This is a genomic window from Streptomyces sp. GbtcB6, assembly GCF_019091475.1.
GTDB lineage: Bacteria > Actinomycetota > Actinomycetes > Streptomycetales > Streptomycetaceae > Streptomyces > Streptomyces hyaluromycini.
The window spans coordinates 64780-79689 of sequence record NZ_JAGXJL010000033.1; the positions used below are offsets into that span (position 1 = coordinate 64780).

The 14910-nt window shown below is 68.9% G+C and carries 10 protein-coding genes; 4 read left to right on the forward strand and 6 right to left on the reverse strand.

The window, feature by feature from the left end; genetic code table 11:
* Positions 1-15: 15 nt before the first annotated feature.
* Positions 16-504 carry a DUF456 domain-containing protein gene (locus tag KVT45_RS38895; RefSeq protein WP_217554012.1) on the forward strand — a complete coding sequence of 163 codons (489 nt, stop codon included), beginning with the start codon at positions 16-18 and terminating at the stop codon, positions 502-504.
* A 4-nt stretch (positions 505-508) separates the two neighbouring features.
* Here KVT45_RS38895 and KVT45_RS38900 read toward each other — a convergent pair whose 3' ends face one another.
* The 4 genes from KVT45_RS38900 to rsgA all read right to left on the reverse strand — a co-directional run bounded on the left by KVT45_RS38900 (position 509) and on the right by rsgA (position 5202).
* The gene (locus tag KVT45_RS38900; RefSeq protein WP_217554018.1) at positions 509-1690 is read right to left on the reverse strand and encodes an SGNH/GDSL hydrolase family protein; all 1182 of its coding nucleotides are present in this window, start codon (positions 1688-1690) and stop codon (positions 509-511) included.
* A 319-nt stretch (positions 1691-2009) separates the two neighbouring features.
* The gene (locus KVT45_RS38905) at positions 2010-2498 is read right to left on the reverse strand and encodes a methylated-DNA--[protein]-cysteine S-methyltransferase (RefSeq protein WP_217554020.1); all 489 of its coding nucleotides are present in this window, start codon (positions 2496-2498) and stop codon (positions 2010-2012) included.
* Positions 2498-3892 (reverse strand): DNA-3-methyladenine glycosylase 2 family protein, encoded by a 1395-nt coding sequence (locus KVT45_RS38910; RefSeq protein WP_217554060.1) that lies wholly within the window; start codon positions 3890-3892, stop codon positions 2498-2500. The genes KVT45_RS38905 and KVT45_RS38910 overlap by 1 nt, the downstream gene beginning before the upstream one ends.
* A 149-nt stretch (positions 3893-4041) precedes the next feature.
* Positions 4042-5202 carry a ribosome small subunit-dependent GTPase A gene (gene rsgA / locus KVT45_RS38915; protein WP_217554022.1) on the reverse strand — a complete coding sequence of 387 codons (1161 nt, stop codon included), beginning with the start codon at positions 5200-5202 and terminating at the stop codon, positions 4042-4044.
* 725 nt (positions 5203-5927) lie between these two features.
* On the opposite strand from rsgA, the gene KVT45_RS38920 reads away from it, so the two are divergent.
* Positions 5928-6359 carry a hypothetical protein gene (locus KVT45_RS38920; RefSeq protein ID WP_217554024.1) on the forward strand — a complete coding sequence of 144 codons (432 nt, stop codon included), beginning with the start codon at positions 5928-5930 and terminating at the stop codon, positions 6357-6359.
* An 82-nt stretch (positions 6360-6441) separates the two neighbouring features.
* On the opposite strand, the gene KVT45_RS38925 is transcribed toward KVT45_RS38920, so the two are convergent.
* Complete coding sequence (locus KVT45_RS38925; RefSeq protein ID WP_217554026.1) at positions 6442-7014, reverse strand: hypothetical protein; 573 nt, start codon at positions 7012-7014, stop codon at positions 6442-6444.
* A gap of 1553 nt (positions 7015-8567) precedes the next feature.
* On the opposite strand from KVT45_RS38925, the gene KVT45_RS38930 reads away from it, so the two are divergent.
* Together KVT45_RS38930 and KVT45_RS38935 are read left to right on the forward strand one after the other, a co-directional pair.
* A complete protein-coding gene (locus KVT45_RS38930; protein ID WP_217554028.1) occupies positions 8568-9434 on the forward strand; it encodes a GPI inositol-deacylase in 867 nt (288 codons plus the stop codon).
* Positions 9431-13831 carry an AAA family ATPase gene (locus KVT45_RS38935; RefSeq protein WP_217554029.1) on the forward strand — a complete coding sequence of 1467 codons (4401 nt, stop codon included), beginning with the start codon at positions 9431-9433 and terminating at the stop codon, positions 13829-13831. The genes KVT45_RS38930 and KVT45_RS38935 overlap by 4 nt, the downstream gene beginning before the upstream one ends.
* Before the next feature lie 154 nt (positions 13832-13985).
* On the opposite strand, the gene KVT45_RS38940 is transcribed toward KVT45_RS38935, so the two are convergent.
* A complete protein-coding gene (locus tag KVT45_RS38940) occupies positions 13986-14837 on the reverse strand; it encodes an HD domain-containing protein (protein WP_217554030.1) in 852 nt (283 codons plus the stop codon).
* Positions 14838-14910: the final 73 nt, after the last annotated feature.

Consider the following 14910-nt stretch of genomic DNA (forward strand, 5'->3'; position numbering starts at 1 on the left):
CGGCACTCTGGGCAGATGGGAGCAGGGGAACTCCTGCTGGTCGGCCTGGTGCTGGTGCTCGGCCTGTGCGGGGTACTGGTGCCCGGGGTGCCGGGGACGGGACTGGTGTGGGCCGCGGTGCTGTGGTGGGCGCTGTACGACCCGCGCCCGGTGGCGTGGACGGTCCTGGTCGGGGCGACCGTGGTGCTGCTGTCGGCGCTGGTGGTCCGCTGGGTCCTGCCCCCACGCCGGCTCCGGGCGAGCGGCGCCACCCCCCGCATGGGCGTGTACGCCGGCACCGGCGCCGTCCTCGGCTTCGTCCTGCTCCCCGTCGTCGGCGCGATCCCCGGTTTCATGGCCGGGATCTACCTGCACGAACGCCTCCGTCTCGGCCGGCCCGCCGAGGCGCGGGCCGCCCTGCGCACCGCGATGAACGCGGGCGGCTCCAGCGTGCTGGCCGAGCTGCTCGCGTGCCTGCTGGTCACGGCCGGCTGGCTGACCGTGGTGATCTGGACCGCCGGCTGAGGGCTCAGAGCAGGTCGGCGAGCGGGACCGCATCGGCCAGGGCGCGCGCGCCGGTGTCGTTGAAGTGCAGGTGGTCACCGGGGTCGTAGGCGGGCCGGATGCGGCCGGGCTGCTGCGGATCCCGTACGACGGCGTCGAAGTCGACGTACGCGTCGAAGACCTGCCCGGTACGGATCAGCGCGTTCACCTGCTGCCGTACCGCCTCCCGGGCGTCGGTGTACGCGCTGTACCCGGCGTACGGCGTGAGGGTCGCGCCGACCACCCGGATCCCCCGCTCGTGGGCAAGGGTCACGATGGTCCGGTAGGCCCGCACGAAGTCATCGGGGTCCGTGGCCTCCGGGGTGCCCTTGATGTCGTTGATGCCTTCGAGGAGCAGCAGGGTCCGGACACCGCTGCGGTCGAGCGCGTCGGCGTCCAGGCGCCTGAGGGCCCCCGGTCCTCCGGTGCTGTCGAGCATGAGCCGGTTGCCGGAGATACCGGCGTTGAGGACACCGATCAGGAAAGGCCGCAGGCGGTCCGCGAGGCGGTCGGGCCAGCGGTGGTTGGCGTCCATGCTGGTGCCGTTGCCGTCGGTGAGGGAGTCGCCGAAGGCGACCACGGTGCCGCGGGTCGGGGCCTGCACGTCGACGCCGGTGACGTAGTACCAGTGGCCGGTGGTGCCGGTGTAGGCGCCCCCGTCCTCGTCGTCGGCCCGCCCGGCGCCGTCCTTGGCGAGGTAGCTGGTCTGGAGCGCGACCCGGTGGTAGGTGGCGGGCCCGGAGTCGCCGGGGGTCTCGACGCTGACCAGCAGATCGATGGCGGCCGGGACGGCGAGCGGCACCGGGTCGCTGACCAGGTCCTCGCCGACGGGTACGACGACGGTGCCGGCGCCGGCGAAGGTGGCGGCGCGCATCGAGCCGGGTACGGCGTCCGGGCCGTCGCCCTGCCGGAGGGCGACGGTGACGGCTCCGAGCGTGAGCGGGGCGCTGCCCAGCCGGTTGCTGACCCGCACGCGCAGCGCGCTGCCGCCGACGCTCAGGTGGACGACGTTGCGGAACGCGGCGCCGGGCACCTCCGGGTCGGTACCGGAGGGCGCGGCCTCCCAGCTCCCTGCCCACAGTGAGTGCCCGGCGTCGGCACCGGCCCGCCCGGTCGCCGCCACCACCAGCAACAACGCCACCGCGAGCACCCGCCCGACCCTGCCCATCCACACCCGCCCTTCCGAAGGCCCACTGGAGGGGAAGGTGACATATGGGGGATGGCCAGAACAGCAACTCGACTACGAGACCACCCGGGTGGCGGAGCGCGGCAGGGGGTGGTGGCGGCGGTGGGTTGGCTGCGGGTGGGTGGGGGCTGGTCGCGCAGTTCCCCGCGCCCCTTACGGGGCGCTTCGCCCGCCGCTTCTTCTCAGCCGCGGGCGGTCGTGCCTCCCCCAGTGCCTTAAGGGCCTGGGAGGTGCCCCCAGGGCGGCATGGGTGGGCGCGGGCGGCACCCGGCCAGCGCCGGTGAGCGTCCCTACCCCCGCCCTAGCCCACCGCACCTTCCAACGTCAGCAGCCACACCTTCCGCTCAAGTCCCCCCGCATACCCGGTCATCGTCCCGTCCGCCCCGATCACCCGATGACAAGGCCGCACGATCAGCAGCGGGTTGGCCCCGATCGCCCCGCCGACCGCCCGAACCGCCATCCGGGACGCCCCGATCCGCGCGGCGATCTCCCCGTACGTCGTCGTCGCCCCGTACGGAACACCGTCGAGCGCACCCCACACCCGCTCCCGGAACTCCGTACCGTGTGCGCTCAACTCCAGCCGGAACTCCTTGAGTTCACCGGCGAAGTAGGCGCCGAGCTGATCCTCGGCGGCCCTGAAAGGACCGGGGTCGGACAGCCACCCCGTCTCGACGCTCCGGCCGCCCTTCTGCCCGGGCACGGACACCGAGGTCAGCGCCCCGTCGCCGTCGGCGGTGAGGAGCAACTCCCCCACGGGTGAAGCGATCCGCGTCCAGTACGTGACACCCATCAGTTCCTCGACTCTCCTTCGACCAGCAGATGCCGGACGGCGTACGACCGCCAGGGCCGCCACTCGTCCGGTACGTCAATCCCGGGCAGGCCGACGTCGGGGTCGGCGAGGGCGCGGACGCGGATGGTGGCGAGGACCGCCGGGTCCATCCCGGGCAGCGCCCGCAGCGCCGCCTCCGCATCGTCCCGGTCGGCACCCGGATCCAGCCGTACCGTCCCGTCGGCGAGCGCCGCGGCCAGCGTGCCGAGGCTGCCGTCGGACTCCGCCCCCGCGAGCACCGCGGGCTCGGGGAAGAGGTGGGTGAGACCGCCGGACGGAGCGTCCAGCGCCTTGCCGTACCGCCGCACCAGCCGCTCGGCGGCTTCGGTGCCGACGAGCGCCCGTACGGCGGCCTCGGCCGGGTCGGCGGCGCCGGGTGACCGCAGCCCCGGCCGGGCGGCGACCAGCGGAGCGAGCCGCGGGTCCTCGGCGAGCCGCTCGTCGACGGCGTACGGATCGGCGTCGAGGTCGAACAGCCGGCGCAGCCGCTGTACGGCGGTGGTCAGGTCACGCGGGTCGGTGAGGCGCAGCCGGGCGTCGAGCCAGCCGCCGGGATGGGCGCCGAGGCCCGTGAAGGTCGTACCGGTCCGCTCCTCGACGGCGACGACGGCGTGGCCGTACGGCAGTCGCAGGGTACGGCGGTAGGTGCGCGCGCCGGGGGTGCCGGTGACCTCCTCCACACCGGGCACGGATTCCCGCTCCAGCAGGTCGAAGACGGGGCCGGCCCGGTACGGTCCGCGGTGGGCGAGCCGCAGCGGGATCCCGGTGGCCGGGGAACCGCGCCGTGCGCCCCGGCCGCCGGGCGCGGCCTCGCGCAGCCCGCTCGGGGTGGTGGCGTACACGGCGCGGACGGTGTCGTTGAACTGCCGCACGCTGGCGAATCCGCTGGCGAACGCGATCTCCGTGATCGGCAGCTCGGTGGTCTGCAGCAGCGTCCGCGCGGTGTGTGCCCGCTGGGCCCGGGCGAGGGCGACGGGGCCGGCGCCGAGCTCGGCGGTGAGCTGCCGCTGCACCTGGCGTGCGCTGTAGCCGAGCCGGTCGGCGAGCCCGCCGACGCCCTCCCGGTCCACGACGCCGTCGCCGATCAGCCGCACGGCCCGGCCGACGACGTCGGCACGGACGTTCCACTCGGCGGACCCCGGTACGGCGTCCGGCCAGCAACGCCGGCAGGCCCGGAAGCCGGAGCCCTGCGCGGCGGCCGCGGTGGGGAAGAAGCGGACGTTGCGCCGCTTCGGGGTGACGGCGGGGCAGCTGGGACGGCAGTAGATGCCGGTGGTCTCGACGGCGAAGAAGAACGCGCCGTCGAAGCGGGCGTCACGGCTGCGGACCGCCTCGTACCTGGTGTCTTCGTCCATCACGCCTTCAAGTGTGGGCGATGGCGAAGGGCGGGGCTGGCGGGAATCGGACGTGGTGCTGGTCGCGCCCTCAGGGGCGCGGGGCTGTATCGATGTGCGGCTGCCGCCGCGTGTGCGCGCTCAGCCCCCACGCCCCCGCGGTCAGGCCGCTACCGCCACCGGCCCCGCTTCGCCTCCATCGCCGCTTTCCCCTCCGCCCCCCTCTTCTTCCAGTCCTTCTTGATCTCGGACCTGAGCCGGGCGTCCGTCTTCGCGGTGATCCACTGGTTCTCCCGCATCAGCTTGCGGTAGCTCTCCAGCCGGCGCACGGGCAGTTCCCCGGTCTCCACCGCGAGGCGGACCGCGCAGCCCGGCTCGCTCTCGTGTCCGCAGTCGGAGAACCGGCACTCCTCCGCCAGTTCCTCGATCTCGGAGAAGACCTGCCCGACCCCGGTCTCGGCGTCGAACAGCCCCACCCCCCGCAGTCCCGGCGTGTCGATCAGCACGCCCCCGCCCGGGAGAGCGAGGAGATTGCGGGTGGTGGTGGTGTGCCGGCCCTTGCCGTCGACGTCCCGGGCGGCTCGGACGTCCATCACGTCCTCCCCGAGGAGCGCGTTGGCGAGGGTGGACTTGCCGGCGCCGGACTGGCCGAGCAGCACCGACGTACCGGAGCCGACGAGGGCGACCAGCGCGTCCAGGCCGTCGCCCGCGTGCGCGCTGACCGTGAGGACGGGCACGCCCGGGGCCGTCGTCTCGACGTCCTCGACGAGGTGCGCGAGGGTCACCGGGTCCGGGACCAGGTCGGCCTTGGTGAGGACCACGACCGGCTGCGCCCCGGACTCCCAGGAGAGTGCCGACTTATGCAGCAGGGCCTCACCACTCGAACAAGACATGGCCAGCGCCAGGAACCGCTCGATCCGCCCGAGGTCGAACTCGACCGCGAGCGACACACAGATGACGACGTGATCGATGTTAGTGGCCAGCACCTGGCCCTCGGAACGCTTCGACGACGTCGACCGTACGAAGGCGGTACGGCGCGGCAGCAGTTTCCGCACGTACAGCGGATCGCTGCCTTCAGGGTCGACGGCGACCCAGTCCCCCGTGCACACGACCTTCATCGGGTCACGGGGAACCACGAACTCGGTGTCGGCGCGAACGGTGCCGACCGGTGTGACGACGTCGCACTGGCCACGGTCGACACGTACGACACGGCCGGGCAGGAGACCCTGCTCGGCGTACGGAACAAACTCAGCTTCCCAGCCCGCATCCCAGCCGTACGGGGCGAGAGGGTGTGACGAAGCCGAAGAGACCGAAAGAGAAGAGAAATTCAAGGGAAGCCCTTCACAGGGGCGGCCCCGGCCGCACGCGCTCACGGGCGCGGACTATGCAGGAAGGCTCAGCCGGAGACCACAGGGGTGGGATGGACGAACTTCTGGATCTGGGCGGCACCCAGCGCAACGACAGTCATCACGGTCCTCACCTCCTGTTCTTGCAAGAGCTCACACGAACTCAACGGCTTGCGCCGACGTTACGGGACGGGAATGCGGCGACGCCAGCCCTTTATTTCCTGCAGCTACCGGGGCGGTCGCCAAGTCGTCCGCGAACGCCTCGCCGCCCTGCGGACAGGCACAGTCGACCAGTCCGGGCCGATATCCCCAGCCCTCACACGATCACCTCGTAGATCATGACGTCCCGCAAGACGCTCAACGACAGCCAGAACAAGAGGCTGCTTCAAGTCCTGCTCGCCTGCCCGGACATCACCCGGAGCTGCGATCTCGCCCAAGCGTGTGCCGATCTCGTCCGTCACCAGCGTGGATACCCTCTGCAGGAGTGACTCCGCCAGGCCGAGCAGGACGTACCCAAACCAAAACCGATGAAGGGCTTCGCCGGCTTCCTCCGCCAGGACCCCCGCGCCGTCACCGCTGGACTCGCTCTTCAGCGGAGTACGGGTATGGCCAAGGGCCGCGTGAACCGGGCGAACTCCTCCGCACCCGCATTCTCACCCAGCGACGGGGCGTCACGCCGACGATCCCCGGCGGCCCTCTACGCTTCTCACATGCGTTATCTGGCAGAGCCCTTCGCCCTTGGGGCCCTGAGACGGGGCCGACCGGTCGAGCAGTTCCTCGGTCCGGCTGGCCCACCCCAGCGTCCCGGCATCCGCTACGCCGAGGTCCGACCGGCCAAGACCCGCTACGAGATCCTCCTACACACCCTGCAAGACGTCGGTCACGAGACCTTCGCCGACCTGGTCGAGTTCCCTCCCCTCGCCCCCGACGACGAGGAAGAGGAATCCGCGCGGCTTGTCGCGACACGCGACGACCCGCTCGCCGCCCTCACAGCCGCCGAAGACCTCACCGGAGCAGTACGCGGAAGGTGGGTCAACGCCGGCCTGGTCCAGGACGAGTATCACGACTACGTGATGGCCGGACGGCCGGCACACAGCTCACTAGACGGACATCCCTGGCCCGTACCCCCGTTCAGATCTTGACGATCAAGCCGGAACACGGAACTGCAGACACAGCCAGATCCGGGCAACCCCATCAACAACTGAGCTTCACCCACGACGCGGCTCATGCCGCAAGCTCGAAGCCTCCGCCGACACCGAAACTGATACCCGCCAGTTCCAATGCTGGCCTCCGGTAACTGACGTCCAGGCCCGACTGCGTCGTGAACTCCACCATGTCGTAGCGAAGCAGGCACTGCACCGGCCCACTCTCCATGCTGAGCATGCGCACAAAACGTGGCCCCGACTCAGCAAGCGCCCACGACGAGGAGTCCAGGGTGAACATCCCAATATCAGGCAAGTCTCCCAGCCGGAACCGAATCTGAGTCATGGGCACCGGCCCACGGCCAGCTAGGGCTTCAGCCTTGCGTTCCTTCAGTGTCGAGGGGCACCCACACAAATCACCAGACTCCGGCATCGGGTCGAGAAACCGATACCCGTCACAAATGTGGAAGATCTCCCCAGCCCCCTGTTGCGACATACGGAACATCACCGCCCCCTGACCAGCGAGAACGACAGGAACAACATCACAACCAGTGAGCACCTCGGTGACGGCTCCGCTAATTGTCTCTCCGACCGCAGAAGCACCCGGATAGTGGGCGACAAGGGCACCCGCGACAGACGGCACCCGTGTTGTCACGCGCCAGGACGATGCGGCCACTGGCCTTCCATCCTTGTGTCCGCCTACATGGAACCGTCCCACTATGGGCTCGTCGCCACCGTCATGGGGCCGGATTGACATGGACTTCCTCCACCTCGTTCGTACAGCAGGAGGCCCTAGATTCCTCAGCGAACATCGTTTGGCCAAGCCGGGCAAACAATGTAGTGACGATCACAAGGTCCCTCCCCAACGCGTCATGAAGGTCCTGCGCCGCTCTGGCCGCTGCCCGCCCAACCCAGTTCGCCTTCAATCAAGCGGAAGGCCAACTGGCAGACTGCCCCCGTCACATGCTGACCATCTTCAGCAGCCTGGCTCAGAAGGCCGGGCAGGACTTCCTGGCACGCCAATCGAGTTCCAGCTGTCCGCCAACAACAAGCACCGAAAGTTTCAGCAACTAAACAGCAACACTGTCGCAGCGAAGTTGCAGGTCACACAGCCACTCGGCCGCCTTCCCCCATCAGACAGACGCCCGTGGCGCCACTCCCCGCATCCGCGGGAATGTTCCCAGGCGCCGCACGCGGTACAGCGCCCAGTCCGTCTGCTCCCCGCACCCGCGGGGATGGTCACGATCCCGGTTTTCGGGCAAGGTGGCGCTAATCTCGGATTTTCGCTGCCACCTTCGGGATTCGCACCCGAGACCTACGCACTACGAGACCGTGAGCGATCATGTTGTCCGGTGCCGACAACGGGTAATCGTTTCACCCGTTGTCGAGAGGGCGCGGGGAGCAGACCAGACCTGCGCCCTTGAGGTCCTTGCCCGCGGGAACATCCCCGCGGGCACGGGGAGCAGTCACCAGCCCAGATGTTGCCTGCAGCCGAGTAGGGACCATCCCGCGGGTGCCGGGAGCAGGCATAGTGCGCCCGATTGAGCGGCTGGTTGCCGGGGCCATACCCGCGAGTGCGGGGAGCAGCAGTGCTCGCCGCCGTCGCCGGTCGATCCGTTGGGATCATCCCCGCGGATGCAGGGAGCAGTGCATGCCGGGCAAGAACATCATCTACCTGGCGGGACCATCCCCGCGGGCGCGGGGAGCAGCGAGCCATGTCGAGCAGGACAAAGGACTTGCCGGGATCATCCCCGCGGGCGCGGGAGCAGACGAGCTCTTCGTCGATCAGCCACTCGACCTGGGGACCATCCCCGCGGGCGCGGGGAGCAGGGCACGATCATCGCCCGGACGGACCGTGTCCCGGGACCATCCCCGCGGGGCGCGGGGAGCAGGAGTGGTCCGACTACCAGGCGTGGTGCGCCACGGGACCATCCCCCCGGGCGGGGAGCAGCCATACGTCTCGTCTTTGAGGTCGCCTTGCACGGGATCATCCCTGCGAGTGCCGGAGGCACACCTCGGTACTTACCGACAGTATCGTCTCAGGCGCTGCAGATACACGCTAACAATTCATCCGAATGCTGCATGACAGCGCAGGAGGAGCCGTGGAGCGGTCGGTGGCCAAGAGGCCGGAACCAGCCCGTCAGAACGCGCAGTCGCACTAGTCTCGTTACCTGCACTGAACGGCATGTTGGCGGGGGAAGTAGGAACGTGACGCGCATTGTTGGGGTACACGGCATTCGGCAGTCCATGACGTCGAAAGCACAGCTGACGGACGACTGGTCCGGGGCGCTCAATGGTGGTCTTGGCGAGCTGGATTTGCCGAACCTGCCTGGCGACGTGCTGGAACTGCCCCACTGGACGGGGCTGTTGGCGCGCGGAGCGAACCATCTCGGTCCAGAGGAGGATCGCTTCGATGCCGCGGTGCCCTTGAGCGAGGGGGAAGCCGACTTCGTAGCCGCGGCGCTCGAGGAAGTCGTCCGTCAGGAAGACCTGGACCGTATCCAGCAGTTGGAGCTGCAGACGCTCGGTCTGCCGCAGCTTTGGCCTCCGCGTCTGACGCGACTGGTGATGGCGTACGATCTGCGCTTTCCCGGAGGCGGGGGCAAGCTCCTTGTGAGCGCGATGCGTGAGGTGCGGTTCTATCTGTACCAGCCCGACCTCGCCGCTCGGGTTCGGGCCTTGGTTGCGGAGGCCTTCGGTGCGAGTACCTCCGTGGTCATCGGGCATTCACTGGGAAGCGTGATTGCTTACGACTTGCTCCGCCGGGGCGAGATCGCACCGGACCGAACGGCTGCCGTGCGCACGCTAGTGACGTGTGGATCCCCGTTGACCATCCCCTCGGTGCGGCGTGGGCTGAATATCGCCGACGGAGAGCCTTTGAAGTTGCCCGGCGGCATCGCGTGGGTCAATGTCTTCGACCCCGGGGACTTCATCACCGGAGGCACGGGGCTCAGCACTCTCTCGCCGGAGGTCACCGATGCGGAAGTCAACAACGGCATCGGCGACCCGCACAGCGCGCTCCGCTATCTGCGAGCCAGTCCGGTCGCGCGCGTGATTGCGGACAACTGCCGGTGAACCAGAGCACGGCTCCGAAGACGAAGCAACGAACGCTGATTGAGATTGCTGTCTCGGAGTACGACACCGGCGACGCCTCCAGAGACGTTGCCTTCAAGAAGGGCATCGACGCACAGGTCACGGCCGCGAGGGGGTGGTGGGCCAATGAGGATCTCGGCATGGAGCGCAGGTTCACCGTTGCTGCGCCGGAGCAACTTCACGATGTCTACGATCTCCGCACATTCCTGGATGAGAGGAGGCCGGAGAACGCTGCCCACAACGAGGCTCTTGTCATCTACATCACCGGCCACGGAGTCGGCCGGCCGTCGGGCGAGCATTTCCTGCTCCTGCCGAAGTCTCGCGAGCACCGTCTTCCGGCGACGGCGTTTCCGACCGCCGACCTGATCACGAGGGTGCTGGATTCCGATGCCGACCATGTCCTGGTCATGGTTGATTCTTGCTTCTCCGGTGTCCTGGACAGCGAGTTGCTGAGGCGCATCCAAGCACTGAACGAAACACGGCGGCATCTGAACTCCCTCGTTGTTATCTCGTCTGCGAACGAGACAGGGACCCCACATCCGGAACAGTTCACGCGCTTTCTCGACGCCGTTGTCACCCACTTCAAGGCTCGCGAGTCAGGGTTCGCACGTTCTCACCTGAGCTTTGGGGAACTCTTCACGGCGATGACGGGCTTGTACGAGGCGGGAGTCGCGCCCGAAGTTCAGTTTCTCTGGCCGAGACATTCGCTTCCGGGGCGCAAGGACCACGAGCAGCCCAGTCCCTGCCTCCCTAACCCCGGCTACGAGCCTCAGCCTGACCTCGACTCGTACTGGCTTTCCCGAGCCTCCGGGCGACCTTCTCACGATGCCCTTGGCTGGTACTTCACCGGCCGGACCAGTCACGTACGGCGCATGAGCGAGTTCCTTGAGGAAGGGTGCGGCACGCTCGTCGTCACGGGGGAAGCAGGCTCGGGCAAGTCGGCACTGCTCGCTCGGGTCGTCACACTCAGCGCCCCGACGTTCCGGTCCGACGAGAGGTACCGGTCTCTCATCGAGGCCATACCGCCCGATCTCCTCGTGCCGGAGGGAGTCGTCGATGCTGCGGTGCTCGCCCGGAACGCGGACGTTGATGAGTTGGCCGTGGCACTGTACACCGCGCTTACGGACAAGCCGCTCGCCGGCGGCAGGGCGATCACTCCACTCGATCAGCTTCTGGACCACGTGCTGGCCACCGTCCGCCAGGAGGGCCGGCCTCTGACGATCGTCATCGACGGCATCGACGAGGCGCGGCACCCCCGTTGGATCGTCACCAACCTCATCCGTCGGCTGGCCGACCAGTGGATGGACGACGGACAGCCCGCCGTCCGGATGCTTCTGGGCATCCGCAGTGCGCAGGCAGGCACAGTCGGTCAACTCCGTCCGTCACAGGACCGGGCATCGGATCTGCTCGACCTGCTGGTCCGTTCCACAGACGCGGACGAGCCCCTGCGGACAGACACCGGCACCGCAGAGGACCTCGAAGCGTACGCGCGCACGCTGCTCAGGACCCTGTTCGATGGTTCCGACTCCTCAGAACGTCCGGATCCTCGCAGGCTGGACGAGGTCGCTGCCGCGCTGGCCGAGGTGGTGGCACCCTCGTTCCTCGACACCCGCCTTGCCATCGAGGCGCTTCATACGCGGGGGCGGCTGCCTGATCCGGACGATCCGGAGTGGCGGCGCACCTTGCGGCAGGGGACGCAAGAGCTTCTGCGCCAGGACATTGCCGCGATACGGCGCAATACAGGTCTGGCGGCCGGGCATGTCGTGCACGTCCTGCGGGCCACGGCACTTGCGCAGGGCGCCGGCCTTCCGTGGGCCGAAGTGTGGCCGTGCGCGGTGGCGGCACTGGCAGGAGGTGACATCACTGCTCCCGACACGGTGATCCGGGGCGTACGGGAGAGCCGGCTCAACGGTTACCTGGCGACCGGAGTGGAGGACGACAGGTACGTCTACCGGCCGATTCACGAGCGCATCAGCGAGGTGCTGAGGGAGAACTCGCAACTGCTTCTCGGCGCCGAAGCGACACCGAGCGCATCTGAGGCGTCGGCGGGCGTGAGGGAGGCCCATCGGCAACTGGCCGACGCCTTCGGTGACCTGCAGAAGACGGACGACGTGCCGCCGCACCCATACCTGCGCCGCCATCTGATCCAGCACGCAGCAGCCGGAGGTGTGCTGAACGACCGGGTCATCAAAGAGAAGTTCCTGCCCTACGAGACAAGCGGGAACGTACGGGGGGCTCTCGGACTTCTCTCGGAGCACGCCGAGGACACGACGCGCCTGTCCGCGTGGACCCGGATCGAACCCTTCCTCGCCGACGCGCCGCCCCTCGCGCGTGCGGAAAGCCTGCGCTTCGCCCTGTGGGAGTCGGAGACTGTCGCTCCTTCGAGCACCCGCGGCACGGGCAGCCCGGCCGTCGGGCATCTCGTGCCTAGGTGGAAGGACCTCACGGTGCCGGGCAACGTCTTGGCGCGAGAAGACGCGGACGTCTGCTCCCTCGTGTCCTTCACCCTGCGGGACGGGACCTCGCTGATCGCCGTGGGCGTCGCCGACGGCACCGTACGGGTGTGGGATCCGTCCACCGTGACTCCGGTCGGCCCACCGATCCCGGGGCACGGCCCCTTCGCGCGGACGCTGGCTGTCGTGCCCCGTCCGCAGGGAGACCCCCTGTTGGCCGTCGGCTGCGACAGCGGCGCGTGGACGTGCGATCCGCTGAGCGGCCAGCACGCACCACTGCCTGTCACCGCGTCCGTTCACGACATGGTGTCCTTCAGTGACCAGGAGGGGATGGTTCGGCTGGCCATCGCTACGTCCGACGGTCTTGTCCTGTGCGATCCGCGCACCGGGACCGTTCTCGCCGGCGGCGCGGCGGACGCCGACACCCCAGCGGGTCCGGTGAATGTACTCGCCGCCTTGAGCCTGCCCGGCGACCGCGCACTCCTGGCCGTTCCCAGAGCGGATACCGTCGACATCCTCGACGGCGCATCCCTCGACCCGGTGTGCACTGTGCCGGTCCCGGAAGAGCGAATCTCCGCGCTTGCCTTGCTCAACACGCGGAACGGCAGTCCCATGCTGGCCGTGGCCTCGCGGGCCTCGAAAACGGTCAGATTCTGGGACGCCCTGACAGGTACTGAACGCCGGCACTGCACGATCAGGCAGTCCGCGGGCGTGCTGACGCCATACCATCAGCCGGACGCGGACACCCTGCTCGCGCTTGGCGCCGACGACGGTGCCGTACAGCTGTGGGATCCCGAAACCGGCGAGGAGGTCTGCCGGTTTCCCATCGACCACACAAGTGCCGTAACGGGGCTCGCTGTTGTGCGCGGCCTCGGCGGGGTCTCCGTGCTTGTCTCCGGCTCGCTCGACCGGACCGTCCGTGTCTGGAATCCCGAAGTGTGGACCCGCCGTACGGTGTCGTCCTCCCGGTCTGTCGATGGAACGCTGTTCGCGGTGTTGGCAGGGAGCTCCAGTCCTGCCGAGCTGGTCTCGGTTGGCCCCGACCGGAACCTCGTCGTGAGGTCAGCCGATTCGGGCGAGGTCACGGCCTCGATCGCCTTTCCCCAGACAGGGGTTGATGGCCCGGTGACGGCCCTCGCCACGCACACGGCGGCGGACGGTTCCGCCATGGTCTTCGTCGGGCTGCCGGACAAGACAGTCGGCTGCTGGAGTGGCGACTGGCAGTTGATGAAGGCCTGGACCTCGGAAGAGGACCATGCGACCGCGTTCACCGCCTTCGCCGACGGTGCACGAACCGTCCTGGCCGTAGGGACGAGCCGCGGGGCGGTCGCGTACTGCGACCCGGCGACCGGCGAGGTGCTGGGGTGGCTCCATGGCGGCGGGGACATCGGCCGACCTGTCCGCGCGCTGGCGTACCTGCCCCTGCCGTCGGGCGGTGTTCTCGCTGTCGCCTCCGATCAGGGCGTACTGCTGTGTCGCCCGTTTCACCCACCGCACGACGCTTGGCCGGGACATATCGGCCCCGTGGAGTCTCTGGCCATCTGTCCCGGGGACGAAGAGGACGAGTGGCTCCTGGCAGCCGGGGGAGTCGACGGCCGCGTACGCCTGTGGGCTCCGGATGCTCCGGAGCAAAAGCCGTTCACGCTGCCGACCCGGCACGAGGGCCCCGTATCCGCCCTCGACATCGTCCGGCCGCCCGGTTCCCGCCCCCTGATCGTGAGCACCGGCCTCAAGGACACGACCATGCGGCTGTGGGACTCCCACACAGGAGAAGAGGTTCTGCGACTGGTCACCGCCACGTCCTTGACGTCCCTCGGTGTCCCGCCGCTCCACCGCATCCCGGCCGCTCAGCAGCCCTTGATCACTTTCGGCGGCTCAGCCGGGATCGCCGCAGTGACGCTTCGTCCGGCACAGTCCCGGGAGTAGCCAGCAGGGCAGGCCGGACGCCGCTGGTCACCCGCTGCCAGGCCCACTACGATCGGCTCGCCGCCACCGGGCGGATTGTTCTGCTCCGCACCGCGGAGATGGCCCTTGTGGCGACTGAAGAGGCATCAGCCCCGCAGAGCGGGGATCGCGGCTGTCACCCGGTCACACGCATCCGTGAGACCGCTTCCCGGGCGTGCAGCCGCGCTCGGTCGGACATCGCCTCCCGGGTGTCATGAGGCGACGCGAAGCCGTGAAGCGCGTCCCTGCGGGCAAGGCTGCTGCTCTGGGAGACCAGGCGGCCGAAGGCCGTCAGACGCAGGGGATCCGATGGCCGAATCAGGTGCGGAAGACTCCGTGCGTCGATGCCCACGTGGTGGGCGACGGCGTTCACCAACGCGGCCCGGACCGCATCCCAGGCTGGGCCGCCGGTCGCCCGATAGGCCTTGGCGACCGTGTCGGCGTGCAGGACGTCGGCGCCGTGCCGGTTGAGTGCGTAGGCGGCCACGTAGAGGCCGTGGTGGTCCTGATCGCGGCACCGCTCACCGTCGACATACCCCGCGCAGTCGCAACCGGTCAGCCGCGGCAGCACCGCCGCCGTGATGTGCTCTGGATCCGCGTGACGAACCCGGGCCCCAACGGACGGCAGCGGAAGCCCCGCCCGCAGTGCCTGCTCCCGCCATGCCGTGCGCGCCTGGTCGAGTGCGAGGGAGGGCTGCTGCTCCGCACCGAACGAAACCATGCACGTCGGGCTGACGCGGCCGAGTCGGCTCACCCCTGCCAGAAAAGCGGCCGCCACACGGGCACTTTGCTCGTCCTCGGCCGCGAAACCGGCCGCGAGATCCGCCCGTTGCCGTGGGCTCAACGCCTGCGCCCACAGCTCGAGCATGACGGAACCAGCGGTGACCATTTCAGCGACGAGCGGATTCCATGCGAGTCGGTCGGAGAGATCGATCGTCCCCCAACACCATTGGTACGCAGTGCGGTCGAGATCTGCTGGTTCGCTCATATTGGCCTCATCCCCCGTGCTACGGTCCTGCCGCATCTCATCAGACAACTGTGGAGACTGAAGTAGGGATCAG

Bases quoted from the DNA above. Each gene is read 5' to 3' on its own strand.
- KVT45_RS38900 (WP_217554018.1), bottom strand. From the start codon at position 1,690: ATGGGCAGGGTCGGGCGGGTGCTCGCGGTGGCGTTGTTGCTGGTGGTG.
- KVT45_RS38940 (WP_217554030.1), bottom strand. From the start codon at position 14,837: ATGAGCGAACCAGCAGATCTCGACCGCACTGCGTACCAATGGTGTTGG.
- KVT45_RS38920 (WP_217554024.1), top strand. From the start codon at position 5,928: ATGCGTTATCTGGCAGAGCCCTTCGCCCTTGGGGCCCTGAGACGGGGC.
- KVT45_RS38910 (WP_217554060.1), bottom strand. From the start codon at position 3,892: ATGGACGAAGACACCAGGTACGAGGCGGTCCGCAGCCGTGACGCCCGC.
- KVT45_RS38905 (WP_217554020.1), bottom strand. From the start codon at position 2,498: ATGGGTGTCACGTACTGGACGCGGATCGCTTCACCCGTGGGGGAGTTG.
- KVT45_RS38895 (WP_217554012.1), top strand. From the start codon at position 16: ATGGGAGCAGGGGAACTCCTGCTGGTCGGCCTGGTGCTGGTGCTCGGC.